Annotated in this window: 12 protein-coding genes; 6 read left to right on the top strand and 6 right to left on the bottom strand. The window is 69.1% G+C overall.

Translation table 11 applies throughout. The features are described 5' to 3' along the window. Nucleotides 1–17 precede the first annotated feature (17 nt). The 3 genes from recF to dnaA all read right to left on the bottom strand — a co-directional run bounded on the left by recF (nucleotide 18) and on the right by dnaA (nucleotide 3,985). On the bottom strand, nucleotides 18–1,112 hold the full coding sequence (gene recF / locus AB8619_RS18370; protein WP_436794074.1) for a DNA replication/repair protein RecF: 1,095 nt from the start codon (nucleotides 1,110–1,112) through the stop codon (nucleotides 18–20). 54 nt (nucleotides 1,113–1,166) lie between these two features. Further along, a complete protein-coding gene (gene dnaN, locus AB8619_RS18365; protein ID WP_436794073.1) occupies nucleotides 1,167–2,285 on the bottom strand; it encodes a DNA polymerase III subunit beta in 1,119 nt (372 codons plus the stop codon). A 269-nt stretch (nucleotides 2,286–2,554) separates the two neighbouring features. After that, entirely contained in the window at nucleotides 2,555–3,985 is a 1,431-nt protein-coding gene (gene dnaA / locus AB8619_RS18360) for a chromosomal replication initiator protein DnaA (protein ID WP_436794072.1), read from the bottom strand. A gap of 432 nt (nucleotides 3,986–4,417) precedes the next feature. Here dnaA and rpmH point away from each other — a divergent pair, with 432 nt between their 5' ends. The 5 genes from rpmH to jag are packed head-to-tail and all read left to right on the top strand — an operon-like array spanning nucleotide 4,418 to nucleotide 7,170. After that, nucleotides 4,418–4,552 (top strand): 50S ribosomal protein L34, encoded by a 135-nt coding sequence (rpmH, locus tag AB8619_RS18355; RefSeq protein WP_436794071.1) that lies wholly within the window; start codon nucleotides 4,418–4,420, stop codon nucleotides 4,550–4,552. After that, nucleotides 4,494–4,934, top strand: a complete 441-nt coding sequence (locus AB8619_RS18350; protein ID WP_436794070.1) for a ribonuclease P protein component — start codon at nucleotides 4,494–4,496, stop codon at nucleotides 4,932–4,934. Before rpmH ends, AB8619_RS18350 begins: the two co-directional genes overlap by 59 nt. Next, the gene (yidD, locus tag AB8619_RS18345) at nucleotides 4,931–5,221 is read left to right on the top strand and encodes a membrane protein insertion efficiency factor YidD (RefSeq protein ID WP_436794069.1); all 291 of its coding nucleotides are present in this window, start codon (nucleotides 4,931–4,933) and stop codon (nucleotides 5,219–5,221) included. Before AB8619_RS18350 ends, yidD begins: the two co-directional genes overlap by 4 nt. Before the next feature lie 2 nt (nucleotides 5,222–5,223). Continuing rightward, nucleotides 5,224–6,219 carry a YidC/Oxa1 family membrane protein insertase gene (locus AB8619_RS18340; RefSeq protein ID WP_436794068.1) on the top strand — a complete coding sequence of 332 codons (996 nt, stop codon included), beginning with the start codon at nucleotides 5,224–5,226 and terminating at the stop codon, nucleotides 6,217–6,219. 6 nt (nucleotides 6,220–6,225) lie between these two features. Next, complete coding sequence (gene jag, locus AB8619_RS18335) at nucleotides 6,226–7,170, top strand: RNA-binding cell elongation regulator Jag/EloR (RefSeq protein WP_436794067.1); 945 nt, start codon at nucleotides 6,226–6,228, stop codon at nucleotides 7,168–7,170. A 23-nt stretch (nucleotides 7,171–7,193) separates the two neighbouring features. Here the strand turns inward: jag and AB8619_RS18330 are convergent, their stop codons facing one another. Beyond that, complete coding sequence (locus AB8619_RS18330) at nucleotides 7,194–8,168, bottom strand: hypothetical protein (RefSeq protein ID WP_436794066.1); 975 nt, start codon at nucleotides 8,166–8,168, stop codon at nucleotides 7,194–7,196. Nucleotides 8,169–8,260: 92 nt separating this feature from the next. On the opposite strand from AB8619_RS18330, the gene AB8619_RS18325 reads away from it, so the two are divergent. Continuing rightward, nucleotides 8,261–9,568: a lipopolysaccharide biosynthesis protein gene (locus AB8619_RS18325; RefSeq protein ID WP_436794065.1), complete on the top strand. Its 1,308-nt coding sequence runs from the start codon at nucleotides 8,261–8,263 to the stop codon at nucleotides 9,566–9,568. A gap of 1 nt (nucleotide 9,569) precedes the next feature. Here the strand turns inward: AB8619_RS18325 and AB8619_RS18320 are convergent, their stop codons facing one another. Both AB8619_RS18320 and AB8619_RS18315 read right to left on the bottom strand, forming a co-directional pair. Next, nucleotides 9,570–10,745 carry a glycosyltransferase family 4 protein gene (locus AB8619_RS18320; RefSeq protein ID WP_436794064.1) on the bottom strand — a complete coding sequence of 392 codons (1,176 nt, stop codon included), beginning with the start codon at nucleotides 10,743–10,745 and terminating at the stop codon, nucleotides 9,570–9,572. Next, nucleotides 10,742–15,169 carry a putative Ig domain-containing protein gene (locus AB8619_RS18315; RefSeq protein WP_436794063.1) on the bottom strand — a complete coding sequence of 1,476 codons (4,428 nt, stop codon included), beginning with the start codon at nucleotides 15,167–15,169 and terminating at the stop codon, nucleotides 10,742–10,744. Before AB8619_RS18315 ends, AB8619_RS18320 begins: the two co-directional genes overlap by 4 nt. Nucleotides 15,170–15,215: the final 46 nt, after the last annotated feature.

The raw sequence follows: 15,215 nt of genomic DNA, 5'->3' as shown, positions 1-15,215 counted from the left end.
TCCGGTCATCCTGGCAGTCAGGCCGGTCGGACCGACCCGTCGACCACCTCGAGGACGAGATCCGGCGCGGCGACGGACCCGAGCACCGGTGCGGGCAGCGCGGTCGCCGACGTCAGCAACGTCTGACCGCGGGGCAGGTTGGCGAGCAATGCCGCCGCCCGGGCGTCGTCGAGTTCGGAGAGCACGTCGTCGAGCAGGAGGATCGGGCTCACGTCACGCGCGTCGGTGATCGCTCGATGCACCGCGAGGCGCATGGCCAGTGCCAACGACCGCTGCTCGCCCTGGCTGGCGTGCGTGCGGGCCGGCAGCCCGTCGAGCGAGAACGCCACCTCGTCGCGGTGCGGACCGACTGTCGTGATGCCGCGGCGCAGGTCCTGGTCACGTGCCTCGGTCAGTGCTGCCGCGAGCCCGGTCGCCATCCACGCCGCCTGGTACGAGGTGTCGATCGGGAGCGCCCGACCGGCGAGGTCCTGGTACGCCGTGGCGATCCGCGGGGTCAGCTGGTCGAGCGCCGCTCGACGATGCGCCGCGAGTTCCTCGCCCGCGCGGGTCAGACGGTCGTCCCAGACGTCGAGGGTCAGGGCGGCCGAGTCGTCGAGTCGACCGCGCACGCCCTTGAGCAGCGCGTTGCGTTGCTTGAGGATGCGATCGACGTCGGCGCGCACACTGTCGTGCCGTGGGTCGAGGCCGACGACGGCCTCGTCGATCCAGGTCCGTCGTTCGCCGGGCCCGCCCTTGACCAGGATCAGGTCCTCGGGGCTGAAGATGGTGACCGACAGCGCCTCGAGCAGGTCGCTCCGGCGCTTCACCGGCTGGCGGTTGAGCTGCATGCGTCCCCGGCCGCGGGTCGCCAACTCGGCCTCGACCAGCAACTCGCGGTTCCCCCGGACGGCCTCGGCCCGGACCACGGCCCGTTCCGCGCCGACCCGCACCATCGACTCGGTCGTCGCGCCACGGAGTGAACCGCCGGCGAGATGGGCGATGGCCTCGAGCAGGTTGGTCTTGCCCTGCCCGTTGCTGCCCAACACCGCCGTGGTGCCGGCCGGCAACTCGACGTCGACCGACGAGTAGCTCCGGAAGTCGGTCAGCCAGAGGTGTGAGAGGTGCAACATGACCCGAGACGAATGCGTTGCACTCGTCAGCGTCCTCGCCCGGGAGGGCGGGGACTACTGCACCCGGACGGGCATCAGCAGGTAGAGGAAGTCGTTCGTCGTCGGGTCGCGCACGACCGCCGGCTTGAGGGAGTCGATCGTGGCGAGGCTGATCTCCTCGGCCTCGACCGCCTCGATGCCGGCCAGCAGGTAGTCCGGGTTGAACGCGACGGTGAGGTCGTCGCCCGTGTAGGTGGCGTCGAGCGACTCGGTGCCCTCGCCGACGTCCTGGGTGACGGCACGGAGCTCGAGCCCGTCGGCCGACATCTGCATCCGGACCGGGGTGGCGTCGCGGGCGAGCAGCTTGACCCGGCGCAGCGCCTCGATGAGCGGCTCACGCGACACGGTCAACAGGTTCGGCTGCGACTGCGGGATCAGACCCTGGTAGTTCGGGTAGTCGCCCTCGATGAGACGCGTGGTCAACATCACGCCACCGGCGTCGGTCGCGACCGCGAAGCTGGCGTCGCGCTCGCCGAGGCGGAGCGTGATCTCTCCACCGTCGCCCAGCGCCTTCGACAACTCGGCCAACGCACGTGACGGCACCAGGACCGACTTGCCCGACGAGAGCACGCTCACGCCGGGGAGGTCGACCACGGCCAGGCGGTAGCTGTCGGTCGCGACCAGACGGAGACCCTCGCCGCCCTCGTCGGCGTTGGCCGCGGCCAGGAGCACACCGGTCAGGATCTGGCGGTTGTCGTCGGTGCTCGCGGCCGGGAGGACCTGACGGAGCGCGCCCACCAGCGCCTCGGCGTCGAAGCGGACCTCGTCACCCTCGACGGGCGCCACGCGGGGGAACTCGTCAGCCGGAAGCGGCTTGAGCGAGAACTCGGATCGGCCGGACGCGATGCGGGCCGTCTCGTCGTTGGTCTCGAGTTCGACCGCACCCGGTTCGAGTGCCTTGACGATGTCGTTCAGCAGACGGCTGGGGATGACGGAGACGCCGTCGGCCAGGCCGGCCACGGTGAGCTGCACCGAGACGGTCAGCTCGAGGTCGGAGCCGGTCAGCGTGAGTTGGTCGCCGGCCAGTTCCATCCGGACACCGGAGAGCACGGGTAGCGCACCACGGTTGGCGACGGCCCTTCCCGCGGTCGACAGCGCTTCGGCGAGGACGTCTCGTTCGCAACGCAACTTCACGGTGTCTGCGCTCCTTCAGCTTCTACCCAGGTAGGTGATGACAAGAATGGGTGTGGTGGTGGGGGATGTGGATTGTGGATACTGCCCCATCGCGGCAGGTCAGCGGGGTGATCGTTGTTCGGCGACTGTCCCCAGCCACGAGGTTCGCCCGTGCTTCGGGACCGACGGGACACCGAACGTCCACAGTTGGAGCCTCGCGCGCAGTGTCCATCCAGCGCGCGCGCAGTGGGTTTTCCACAGGCCGTGCGAGACGTTTCAAGCGACCGCAACTATTCGGCCTTGAGCTTCTGGATCAGCTCGGTCACCTGCTGGAACACCTGGCGACGTTCCTTCATCTGCGTCTTGATGCGATCGACGGCGTGGATGACGGTGGTGTGGTCGCGGCCACCGAAGACCTTGGCGATGTTGGGGAAGCTGAGGTCGGTCAGTTCGCGGAACAGGTACATGCCGACGTGGCGTGCGGTCGTGAGTGGCCGGGTCCGCGAGCGGCCGATCAACTCCTCGACCGTGTAGCTGAAGTACTCCGACGTGGCGTCGAGGATCGCCTGTGGGGTGATCGGGCGTGCCTCACGCTCCGACACCAGGTCCTTGAGCGTCTCGGCGGCTCGCTCGGGGGTGATCGTCTCCTTGTTGAGCGACGCCCACGCGGTGATGCGGGTGAGGGCGCCCTCGAGCGATCGGATGTTGTTGTCGTTGATCGAGGCCGCGATGTACTCGAGGACCTCGTCCGGCACCGGTGAGACCTCGTCCTCGGCCTTCTTGCGCAGGATGGCCAGGCGGGTCTCGAGGTCGGGGGGCTGGATGTCGGTGAGCAGACCCATGACGAAGCGGGTGCGCAGCCGATCCTCGAGCGTCGGGATGGCGTCGGGCGGTCGATCCGACGACAGCACGATCTGACGGTTCGAGGTGTGGAGGTGGTTGAAGGTGTGGAAGAACTCCTCCTGCGTCTCCTTCTTCCCCTCGAAGAACTGGATGTCGTCGACCAGGAGGACGTCGATGTCGCGGAAGCGACGCTTGAACGCCTCGTTGGTGCCGGCGCGGATCGAGTCGACGAACTCCGACAGGAACTGTTCGGAGGTGACGTAGCGCACCCGGTAGTTGGGGTAGTTCTCGAGGACGTAGTTGCCGATGCCCTGGAGCAGGTGGGTCTTGCCCAGGCCGGCGTCGCCGTAGATGAAGAGCGGGTTGTAGCTGCGCGCCGGGGTCTCGGCCACCCGGAGCGCGGCGGCGTGGGCGAAGCGGTTCGAGGCGCCGGTGACGAAGGCGTCGAAGGTGTAGCGCTCGTTCAGCGTGGCCTGCGGGGTGTGGCTGGCCGGCGAGGCGGGGATGGTGTGGCCGTCGCCGGCGTCCGGGCGGGCCCGGTCGTCGTCGGGAACGCCGGCGGTGCGCCCGACGGCGCCGTCGTCACGGATGGCGGAGAGCTCGTCGAAGAGCGGGAGTTCCTGGGGTCCGGGCGGTCGACTCTCGAGCACGATGACGACGTTGTCGTGACCGAGTTCGGCGAGATTGGCCCGCAACAGGCCCAGGTAACGGTCGTGGACGCGGTCGCGCACGACCGAGGACGGGAACCCGAGCGTGAGACGCTCACCGTCGAATCCGGTGGCCTCGACGTTCTGGAACGAGGAGTTCCACACGACGCCGGACACCTGATCTCGCAGGAGCGCTGCACAGCTGCTCCAGACCGTCTCGGCGTCGCTCATCGACGATCCGCCTCCATGTCCGCTCCCGAGAATCCACAACTACGTCCACACCTGTGGACAAAACGTCGAATCGCCGTCCGGATCGGGGCGACGGCCGCAGTTCGTACGAATCCAGACGGTGAACACGGGGGAAATCAACCGGCGGAACTCGCTCTGGCGGCGCACCGTAGCAGTCGCCTCCCGGGCCGATGCAAGGGGTCCGAAAACCGCAGGTCACGCGGGGTCGGGCGGGTCCAGGACGTGCTCACGGCGTCGTCGTGTGACGCCGGGCACGCCGTCGCGCGGGCGCGGTGGAGGCCCGCGCTTGGCTGCCCGGGGAGTGATCGGTAGCGTGGTGGGTTGGTCCGGTGCGCCCTGACTCCTCGACGGAGTCGAGATGGGCGACCGATCGGGCCACCGATCTCGACCGTCACGCAAGGAATCGACACTCTCATGAAGCGCACCTACCAACCGAAGCGGCAGCGCCGGGCCCGTAAGCACGGATTCCGGCACCGGATGCGCACCCGCGGTGGCCGCGCCGTCGTGGCGAGCCGCCGCGCGAAGGGCCGCGCTCGTCTGTCGGCCTGAGCCGGCACGTGTGTCTCCCCGTGTGTCCCGAGCACCCGCAGCGGTCAGCCGCCGCCGGGACTTCGCGTCCCTGGGCGCGAGTCGCTCACGAGGGCGCTCGGGTCCGGTCCGTGTCGTGCATGCACCGAATCCGGTGTCGCCCGACGACGAACCCGTCGACCCCGACCACCGCGCCGTCGCGTACGGCATCGGTCGTTCGGTCGGCAATGCCGTCGTCCGCAACCGCGTGCGCCGTCGGCTCCGGGTCCTGATGCGCGAGTGCCTCGACGAAGGACTGCTGGGCCCGGGTCAGTTCCTGGTCTCGGTCGGCCCCGGCGTCGTGAGCCTCGAGTTCGGCGAACTCCGGACCCATCTGCGCTCGGCGCTGGCGGAACTCGGATGACCACCGCCGCGACCCCGGCTCGCCTGGGACCGGTCGCCCGGGTCATCGACGCCCTGATCCGCGCCTACCAGTACGTCTTCGCCGGGCGGATCTCGCCCTGCCGCTACGTGCCCTCGTGTTCGACCTACGCCCGCGAGGCGCTCGAGACCCATGGCGCCGCCCGAGGCAGTTGGTATGCGGTGCGCCGCATCGGTCGCTGCAACCCCTGGGGCGGCCACGGATACGACCCCGTGCCCGGCCATGAATCCCCGAAAGAACCCCTGACGATGCCCCGAAGGACACGCTGACGATGTTCGACACGATCTTCGAGGCCGCCGCCCAGGTACTCGACTTCTTCTACGCGATCGTCCCCAACTACGCGATCGCGATCATGCTCATGACCCTGCTGGTCATGTTGGTGACGACGCCACTGACCCTCAAGGGCACCCGGGGCATGATCAAGATGCAGCTCCTGCAGCCGGAGCTGAAGAAGATCCAGGAGAAGCACAAGGGCGGCGATCGCCAGGAGATGAACGCCGAACTCATGGCGTTCTACCAGGAGAACGAGCTGAACCCGCTGGGTGGTTGTCTCCCCCTGCTCGTCCAGGCTCCGGTCTTCCTGCTGCTGTTCCGCCTGATCCGGGGCCTGACCCGGACGACCGTCGAGGCGTGCCCCGAGTCGGTCACCGACGCCGCCCAGAAGTGCTTCGACCCGCAGTATCTCGACCACACTTCGAGCCTGTACCAAGACCTGGTCGGCAGGACCGAGATGAAGAGCTTCGGGCTCGATCTGGCCCAGTCGACCTCCGATGCGCTGGGTGAGTCGATCATCCACGGCATGCCGTACCTGATCCTGATCCTGTTGATGATCGGTGCGCAGTACCTCCAGCAGAAGCAGGTCTCGGCCCGCAACCCCGACGGTGGGATGGCGATGCCGCAGCAGAAGATCCTGCTGCGGGTCATGCCGGCTTTCTTCGGTGTGATCTCGATCAACTTCCCGGCGGCCCTCGTCGTCTACTGGGTGACCTCGAGCGTGTACCGCATCGGTCTCCAGGCGTACATCACCCGCTCGCTCTACGGGCACGACGACGCTCCCGGTGCCAAGGCCAACAAGGCCGCCGCCGAGGCCCGCAAGCTGGCCAAGGACGGCAAGGACACCAAGAACCCGAAGGACGCCAAGGGCGGAGCGGCGACCGGCAACGGCACGCCGGCGAGTTCCTCGGGCAACGGAGGCGCCTCTGGCAACGGATCGGCCGGCGGCAAGTACCAGCCGAGTTCCAAGAAGAAGAAGAAGAAGCGGAGGTAGCGGCCCATGCAGTGGGTCGTCACCACCGGACGAACGGTCGCAGAGGCCACGGACCGCGCGCTCGACGCGCTCGGCATCCACGAGGACGATCTCGAGTTCGAGGTCGTCACCGAGGCGTCGACGTCGTTGTTCGGGCTCCGCAAGCGCGATGCCACGGTCCGGGCGCGCGTGCGCCCGACCCGCCCGCGCCCGAAGGTCGACCGCCGCAACCGGCGCAAGAAGAACGAAGGGCGCCGACGCAAGACACGCGGCGGGGCTCCTCGAGACAACGCCGACACGACCGACACGCCGCCTGCGACGGCCAATCCTCGCAAGGAGCGCCGGCCCGCGGCCGAGAAGCCCGCAGCGCGGAAGAAGCCGTCCCACGACACGCCGGCGTCGTCATCGACCGAGGCCGCCGACGACTCGGCAGCGTCGACATCATCTGATTCACCGAACCCGACTCGCACCGGCGGGTCGAGAGGAGCACCAATGAGCGACATCCCCCTCTCCGAGCAGGAGCCGACTGCCGTCGACTTCGTCACGGGCCTCGTCGAGGCCTTCGGCGCCGAGGCGTCGATCGAGTCCGAGCACCTCGAGGACGACGACGCGATCGAGATCCGGGTCGAGGGTGACGATCTCGGTCTCCTCGTCGGCCAGCGGGGCAACACGCTCTCGTCGATCTCCGAGCTGACCCGCACCGCCGTGGCCCAGCAGCACTCCGGCCGCCTCGAAGGCCGCCTGCGTGTCGACGTGGCCGGCTACCGCGCCCGCCGTAAGGAGGCGCTCGAGCGTTTCGTGGCCCAGGTCGCCGACAAGGTGCTCGACTCCGGGTCGGCCGTCGCGCTCGAGCCGATGTCACCGCCCGATCGCAAGATCGTGCACGACGCCGCCAACGAGATCGACGGCGTCCACACCTCGAGCCGTGGCGAGGATCGCCGCCGGCACGTGGTCATCCACCCCGACGACTGAGCCCGCTTCTCGAACGACGGCGCTCACGCCGGCCAGGGTGCGACGGTGAAGACCGCGTTGCACCCGGCCGGTTCGAGGTCGATCTCCTCCTCGAGGCGCCAGTCGGGCAGGGAGTAACGGGCGATCCGGGTCGGTCGCGACCGGGTCCCGGTGCGGAGGAAGCTCACGCGAGCCCGCACCTTGGTGAACCGGATGCGGCTGAACCCGACCCAGGCGTGGTCGTCGGCGACCCACAGGCCCCGCACCCACCCCAGGCTCTCGTCGGAGCCGAGGCCGTCGTCGAGCGCATGCATCCCGACGACCTCGAGCGTGGTGGTGTCGGCCACCGCGACGTGCCCGTTCACGGTGGTGAAGTGGACGAAGCCGTCGTGGACGAAGCCGTCGTGGATCCGTTCCTCGCCGATCGAGATCGTGCGTGAGGGGTCGTGCAACGAGACGGCGTCGCGTTGTTCGAAGCGCGTGGCCCACGGCTCGTCCCCGAGCAGGAACACGTGGTTGGGGTGCGACGTGTGGGGCTTGAGGTCGACACCCTGGCGCAGGTCGCGGCCGCCGTCGATGTGCTTGCTCGGGTCGCCACCGAGGGTGTGCCATGCGTCGATCACGGTGCCGTCGTCGGCCACCTCGACCACCGACTCGATGCCCGACACGGCGACCAGTCGTGTGCCCCGGTCGGTGGGGACCACGTGGTGCACGTCGTTGAAGAACGGGAGGCTGAGGTGGCGCTCGACCCGGAGGTCGGGCAGCACCATGTCCAGGATCTCGGTCTGGGTGCACAGGTGGAGACGACCCGGCCGGACCGTGCCCGACTTGAGGAGCACCGGATCGTCGGGGCCGCAGGTCCCGGGCGCCGACGTGTACGACGCCTCGAGCGAGGCCACACCGTCGGTGACGCGCAGCACGACGCCGCCGGCATAGCCGTACCAACCGTCGCCGATCTCGCGCATGCCCGACGGGGCCCGTTGCCGCCCGCCGACGACGACGAGATCGTGCTTGGTCATCGTGGTCCTCCGCCGGTCGTGATGCCGCCTGATCCTACGGGTCGGGTACCGTGACTCCGGCGTCTCCCGCCCACGGCAACACCGGAAAGCTCATGTCTGTCGCACCGATCCGATCCGGGCGCGGTCCCGGAACGGCCGGCTCCGGTCATCTGGAACGCTCCAGCATCTACGTCCTGCTCAACACCGCGGCCACGGGCGCGCTCGGGACGGTGTTCTGGCTGGTCGCGGCACGTTTCTCCGACGAGAGCGACGTCGCTGCTGCCGTCGCGGCGGCGTCGATCCTGATCAGTGCAGCGTTCCTGTGCCAACTCAACCTCCCCACCGGCCTGTCCCGGTTCCTGCCGGCTGCCGGTGCTGACCAGGAGTCCCTCGTCCGACGCGCGTACCTGGTGACCCTCGGCGCCAGCGGCGTGGCCGCGCTGGGCGTGCTCGGCGCAGGCGCACTGCGCGGCGGCCCGGTCGTCGACGGCGGGTCCACGCTCCTCACGGTCGTGCTCGCGGTCTCGGTCCCGGTCTGGGTGATCTTCGCCCTGCAGGACGGCGTGTTGGTGACCTTGCGGGAGAGCAAGTGGGTGCCGGTCGAGAACGTGGTCACGACCCTCGCCAAGTACGCGCTGTTGCCGGTGTGTGTGGGTGTCGGTGGTGGCGCCGGGATCCTCATCGCCTGGACCGCGCCTGCCCTCGCCGGCATCGTGGTCGTCACCTGGTTCCTGTTCCGGAGGGTGCTTCCCCGCCTCCAGCAGACGCTGACCGGGCCGGCGACCACGGGCGTCGCCGTCGGGCCACTGCTCGCCTACTCGTTGCGCGACTTCCCCGGTGCTGCCCTGCAGCTGCTCTCGTTGCGTCTGGTGCCCGTGCTGGTCCTCGAGTTGGGCAACGACGGCGACGGTGCGTACATCGGGCTGCCGTGGACGATCCTGACCGTCGCCGTCCTGGTGCTGCCGATGCTGTCGCGTGCGTTGTTGTCGGAGCTCAGCCACGACGGCGCGGAGACCGACGAACTCATGCGGCGTGCGACCCGTCTGGTCCTGTGGGGTCTGCTCCCCGCCACTGCGCTCGGCGCCCTCCTGGTCGGTCCACTCCTGTCGGTCGCCGGCTCGGAGTACGCCGATCGTGGCACGGTGATCCTGGCGTTCGGCGCCCTGGGCGTCGCCCCCGCGGCCTACGTCGAGTGCCGGCTGGCCCTGTTGCGGTTCCATCATCGCGTGGCGCATTCCGGGGTCTTCCAGAGCATCCAGGCCGTGGCGTTGCTGGCCGCCGTGGTGGCGCTGTTGCTCACCGACCACGTGCGGTACCTCGGCGTCGCCTTCCTCGCCGTCAACGTGGTCGCAGCGCTCGTCGTCGATCCGCTGACGAGGTTCGTGCTCCGCAACGACTCGACGGTGCACCCCGTCGCGTGAGTCAGCGGCCCTCGGAGCCGAGATCGTCGGACTCCACGGCCAGTGCCTCCGGGTCGCCGGCCCGGATCGGCGTGGTGCGCTCGTAGAGGTCGAAGAGCGCGCCGACGGTGCGGTCCCACCCTGGCGGGTCGGTCGACCGTGGCACCAACGGCTTGCGGAGTTCGGCGTCGATGAGGCTCGCGAGTCCTGCGGGCGAGGTGTTGGGCGGGACGGCCGCGGCGAGACCGGCCTCACTGAGCTCGGCGAGGGCGGTCGACTCGAGGACCATCACGGGTACGTCGACGGCGATGGCCTCGAAGGCCGCGAGTCCCTGCGACTCGTAGGCCGACAACAGCGTGACCAGGCTGCTCTCCTGGAGGAGGCCGACCAACCGCTCGCGTTCGTCGGAGGGAACCGACAGGAAGCGGACGTGGGCCTCGAGGTCGAGCTTGGTGACGAGGCGCCGGAGGCGTCGTTCGTACGAGCCGCTCCCGATGATCCGCACCTCGGTGTCGGGTCGACGTGCCAGGAGGTGCGGGAGGGCCTCGAGCAGCGTCTGATGGCCCTTGTAGCGCTCGAGCCGGCCCATCGAGGTGATGACGGTGCGGTCGGGCACAGTCGTGCGGGGTACCAGCGTGAGGTCGCTCCCGCTGGGGATGACCTCGATGCGATGGCGTGGCAGGCCGGTGCGCGAGGCGAAGAGCCGGGCTTCGAACTCCGACACCGCCACGAGCGCTGCTGCTCGCCGGAACGACGGGGTGAGCAGACGTTGGTGGACCGGCCGGAGCAGGTTCCGCAGTCGCGACGAGTGACCGCCGCTGTGGAAGGTCACGACGTAGGGGATCCCACGGCGGCTCGCCGATCGCATGGCGCTGGCCGCCAGGAGCGTGTGATAGCCCTGCACGTGGATCGCGCCCGGAGCCGCCGCCGCGATCTCGGCGTCGAGGGTCCGGGCGTGGTAGAGGTCGCCGCCCTTGGGCCGAGCAGGGATCACCCGCACGGGCACGCCGTCGACGACGGTGTCGCGAGCCTGGTCAGCCGAGGTGTCGGTGGTCAGGACTCGGACGTCGACGCCGCGGCTCCGGAGGCGGCGGGCCACTGCCGCCGCGTGGACCTCCGTGCCGCCCACGAACGGCGGGTAGCGAGGAGTGACGAAGAGCAGGGGTCCGGGGGGCCGCCGCGCCCCGGTGTCGGTCATGGCGTGAGGGTACAGGTGGTGTCGGTCTTGACGCCGTTGGTCCAGTAGCGCACGAGATAGGTCCCGGCCGGGTCGGTGATGGCCAGCTCGAGGCCGTTGGACGAGCCGACGTAGGTGTCGGTGGCGCCCACGATGTGGCGGACGTAGTAGACGCTCGCCCCTTCATCGGTCCACGACAAGATGTTGTTCACGTCGTCGATCGAGCACTCGAACGGCGGTGTCACCGGGTTGCCGGGGCCGTCGCACGTGGTCGGGGTCTTGACGCCCGACTTGTAGAAGTGGACCTCGTAGGTGCCGTCGAGGTCGGTGATGGGGAACTCGAGGCCGTTGGACGAGCCGACGTAGGTGTTCGACTCACCCAGGATGTGGCGGACGTAGTAGACGCTCGCCTCCTGGTCGTTCCACGACAGGATGCTGGTCTCGCCGTCGATCGAGCACTCGAACGGGGGCAGGACCGGGTCGCCGGGGCCGTCGCACGTCGTGGCGACCTTCACGCCGGCGGCGTAGTAGTGGACCTCGTACGTGCCGTCGAGATCGCCGATGATCCGGGCCAGTTCGGTGTTCGAACCGATGTAGCTCCAGGTGCCGTCGAGCAGGTGGCGGACGTGGTACTTGCTGGCTCCCTCGTCGCTCCACGAGAGCGTGTGGGTGTCGCCGTCGACCGCACAGACGAAGGGCGGGTTGCCCGGGCCGTCACAGGTGGTGATCGTCTTGACGCCGGACTTGTAGAAGTGGACCTCGTAGGTGCCGTCGAGGTCGGTGACCGTGTACTCGAGCCCGTTGGACGACCCCACGTAGCTGCTCGCACCGTTCAGGTGGTGGCGGACGTAGTAGACGCTCGCCCCCTGATCGGTCCACGAGACGGTGTCGTTCTCGCCGTCGACGGCGCAGGCGAAGGGCGCCGGGGTCACCGTCCACGAGACGGCGAGCGTCGTCGGGTGGGCTCCGTCGGTCGCGGTCACGACCGAGTCGACCGTGCCGAGCGTCGTGGGTGCGCCGGTGACGAGCCCGGTGTCGGGGGCGATGGTCAGTCCGGCCGGGAGTCCGGTGGCCGACCAGGTGATGGGATCGGTGTCGGGGTCGGTGGCTTGGATCTGCACCGATGCCGGAGCGTTGTGGACGATGGCCTGCGGCCCCGGGTCGGTGAAGACCGGCCCGGTGTTGGGCGGCGCGACCGTCCAGTCGAGGGTGAGGGTCGTCAGCGCCACGCCGTCGAAGACGTGGATCTTCGGGGCGTAGGTGCCTCCGGCGCTGGTCGTGCCGGTCAGACGGCCGGTTCCGAGGTCGATCTCGATGCCCGCCGGGAGCCCACTGGCGAAGTAGGTGAGGACGTCACCGTCGGGGTCGCTGGCCGCGATGGTGACGTCGACCGCTTCGCCGAAGAGGTTCGACAGCGGGCCGGGGTCGGTCACGACGGGAGGGGCGTTCTCGGCCGAGAGGGGGATGAGCGTGATGTTGGCGAGCCCGATCCCGTCCTCCCGGAGGAAGAACGTCATGGTGTGGGCACCGGCCGTCAGGTCGAACGGGTAGGGATCGGGCCCGGTCGAGGCTCCGACGGTGGCCTGCTGGATCCCGGACTGGGTCGGGGTGCTCCAGTAGATGCCGCTGCTCGGCGCGCCGTCCATCTGGACCCAGAAGCTGTTGGAGCTCCCGGACGGGGCGTAGATGCCACCGGCTACCACGTAGGTGCCCGCGGTCGGGACGCTGAAGTCGAAGACGACGCTCGACGAGGTGCCGGAGGGCCCCCCGTCGTTGCGGTACCCGTCGTCGTCGACGATCGCATGGTCGATGCCCGAGATGTCCACGTAGTGGAATGCCCCGGTCAGCGCGGTCGGCGTGAAGGTGAGCGTCTCGCCGATCTGGGTCCTCGGACCGAACTCCGAGGTGTTCCCCACGGCGTCGATGGCGAGCAGGGTGATCGGGACGTCGTTCGTCAAGGCGACGTGGTCGAGGGAGAACTCGCCCTCGGCACCGGTGGTGATGGCGGCGATGCGCTGGCGACCCTCGCCGTGCGAGTCGGTCGATGCATCGGCGATGTAGACCTCGACCGAGCAACCGATGCAGGCCGTTCCCTCGAGGTGTCCGGGCACGAAGGCCGTGATCTCGGGGAAGTTCAGCAGGTTGTGGACGCCTTCGTCGGCGTCGCCGGGATCATTGGGGTTGGGGCCGACCGGCTCGATGTCGATTGCCAGACCACCGTTGCCGTAGAAGGAGTTGTCGGTGATGCGGTTCTGGCGGGTCAGTTCGGGCGGGTAGCTGTTGTTGGCCCCGTTGGAGTTGTTGACGTAGATCCCGCCGTCGTCGTTGTGGGCGATGACGTTGCGGGTGATCAGGTCGGACTCGCCGGTGAGCCAGATGCCCCAGTCGCGGTTGGGCACGGGTGAGCCGTCGAGGCCGACGCCGATGAGGTTGTCGCGGATGGTGTTGGCGTCGGTGTAGTTGTGCTTGCCCCAGATGCCGTCGTGGTCGTTGCCCGAGATGACGTTGTGGGCGATGACGTTGCCGAAGGGGTTGTCCTTGATGAGGATGCCGTCGGCGTTGCCGGTGACCGTGGTGGCGGTGATGCCGTTCGCCGCGGTGCCGATCCGGTTGCCGAGGATCTGGTTGAAGCGCGTGGTGTGCGAGAGGTCGATGCCGGTGTAGCTGTTGCCCGAGATGAGGTTGCCCTCGTTGGGCCCGGTGCCGCCGATGACCTGGTCGGTCGAGTGCCACTGGAGGTCGAACCCGGCGTTGTTCGGCAGGGCCGCCGTCGTCGCCGGGTTCATGCCGATGATGTTGTTCTGGACGACGTTGTACTTCGTTCGGGCGTGTTCGGCCTTGACGCCGACGGTCCGGTTGCCGGAGATGACGTTGCGGTCGGCCAGCGCGGGCGTGCCGATGTGGTTCTCGGTCGGCCCGTTGTTGAGCCACACGCCGGCGCCGAGGGTGAACCCGGACGACAAGCCGTAGGTGCCGGCGGCGTTGGTGCCGATGAAGTTGCCCAGGATCTGGTTGCCGACCGCCTGTGCTTCGACGATCTCGATGCCGTAGAAGGCGTCGTAGATGGCGAGGCCGCGGATCACGTTGCCGCCACTCGAGATGGTGAAGGCGGCGCCGCCGTTGTTGTACCCGATCCCCCGGACCTGGACCTTGATGACGGCGTTGGAGGTGAGCGCCGAGGTGTTGGGTGCGGATCCGGGCTGCGTGTAGCCGTCGATGACGATCGCGCCGGTCGTGTCGTTGATGGTCGGGAGGCGGCTGGTGAGGTTGATCGTCTGCGTCCCGGCACCCGGGATGTCGAACTCGATGCGGTCGGGACCGGCCGTGGCGCGGGCCTGGAGGATCGCGGCCCGGAGGCTGCAGCCGTCCCCGAGGTTGCTCACGCACACGCCGTCGTTGGTCTGGGTGTCGTATCCGTCGTTGGTGGTGGTCACCACGTGGACGGTGGGCGCGGCAGGGGTGGGTGCGATCGGGAGGGAGGTGGAGGCGAACGAGGCACCGGACCGGGTGGCGGCCGGAGTCGTGAGGCCGGTGCGGATGCCCTGGTAGGAGGGGTCGCCGGCGTCGTCGCCCGTGGTGACGCTGTCGGTGGGTGTGGCTTCGGCGATGCCGGCGCCGACGGCACTGGTCGTGACGGCACGGGTCAGGGCCTGGAGGTCGGAGACGTCGGCGCAACCGTCCTCGTTGAGATCGGCGGCGGCCGAGGTCGGGTCGAGCGTGCAGGGGTCGCCGGCGGTGCGGGATTCGTTCCAGGCGATGACGCCCTCGGTCAGGTCGATGGACGAGACGACGCCGTCACCGCTGATGTCGAGACGGTCGGTGGCCGGTGCCTCGGGCATCCGGTCGGCGTCCCACACCTCGGCGAGGGACGAGTACTGGCTGCCCGCGTCACCGACGGTCACCACGGTGGTCGTGGGTGGTGCGTGGTCCACGGCATTGCCGGCAGCGTCGACCACCAGGGTCGCGAGGAGATCGATGGCGAAGTCACCGGCGCGTGCTGCGGCGAAGGCGAGGGTCACGTCGGGTGCGGGGTCGCACGAGTCGTCGGCGCAGGGCAGGGCGGCGAACGCGGCCCCGTCGGTGCGGCGCACCACGAGGACGCGGGCGTCGTCGTCGGTGCGGACGTCGGTGAGGGTCAGGTTGGTGTCGTCGAAGCGGACGACGCCCTCGAGCGCCGAAGCGCCGTCGATGGCATCGGTCGACACGGTCAGTTCGAAGCGCTCGGCGAGGACGGGGTTCGACGGTGCGTCCACGACCAGGGGAGGACGGGTGTCGTCGGTGACGACGTCGTCGCTGGTGCTGTCACCAGCGTCATCGCTCGCGGCGGCCTCGCTGATCGGGGCGTCCGTGGTGTCGTCGGACGTGGCGTTTGCGATCAGCGTGCTGCTGAGGAGGATCGCCACGAGCACGGCGACGAGGGCACTGGAACGGAGACGATCCGTCATCTTCTTGCTGACTCCTTCGGTGGGGCTGCCACCGCGAGTGGGCCGG

Source organism: Actinospongiicola halichondriae, assembly GCF_049103745.1.
Taxonomy (GTDB): Bacteria; Actinomycetota; Acidimicrobiia; order Acidimicrobiales; family Salinilacustritrichaceae; genus Salinilacustrithrix; species Salinilacustrithrix halichondriae.
This window is presented reverse-complemented; position numbering and strand designations above follow the sequence as displayed.

Bases quoted from the DNA above. Each gene is read 5' to 3' on its own strand.
- recF (WP_436794074.1), bottom strand. From the start codon at position 1,112: ATGTTGCACCTCTCACACCTCTGGCTGACCGACTTCCGGAGCTACTCG.
- dnaA (WP_436794072.1), bottom strand. From the start codon at position 3,985: ATGAGCGACGCCGAGACGGTCTGGAGCAGCTGTGCAGCGCTCCTGCGA.
- yidD (WP_436794069.1), top strand. From the start codon at position 4,931: ATGACCACCGCCGCGACCCCGGCTCGCCTGGGACCGGTCGCCCGGGTC.
- AB8619_RS18340 (WP_436794068.1), top strand. From the start codon at position 5,224: ATGTTCGACACGATCTTCGAGGCCGCCGCCCAGGTACTCGACTTCTTC.
- AB8619_RS18320 (WP_436794064.1), bottom strand. From the start codon at position 10,745: ATGACCGACACCGGGGCGCGGCGGCCCCCCGGACCCCTGCTCTTCGTC.
- rpmH (WP_436794071.1), top strand. From the start codon at position 4,418: ATGAAGCGCACCTACCAACCGAAGCGGCAGCGCCGGGCCCGTAAGCAC.
- AB8619_RS18330 (WP_436794066.1), bottom strand. From the start codon at position 8,168: ATGACCAAGCACGATCTCGTCGTCGTCGGCGGGCGGCAACGGGCCCCG.
- jag (WP_436794067.1), top strand. From the start codon at position 6,226: ATGCAGTGGGTCGTCACCACCGGACGAACGGTCGCAGAGGCCACGGAC.
- AB8619_RS18315 (WP_436794063.1), bottom strand. From the start codon at position 15,169: ATGACGGATCGTCTCCGTTCCAGTGCCCTCGTCGCCGTGCTCGTGGCG.
- AB8619_RS18325 (WP_436794065.1), top strand. From the start codon at position 8,261: ATGTCTGTCGCACCGATCCGATCCGGGCGCGGTCCCGGAACGGCCGGC.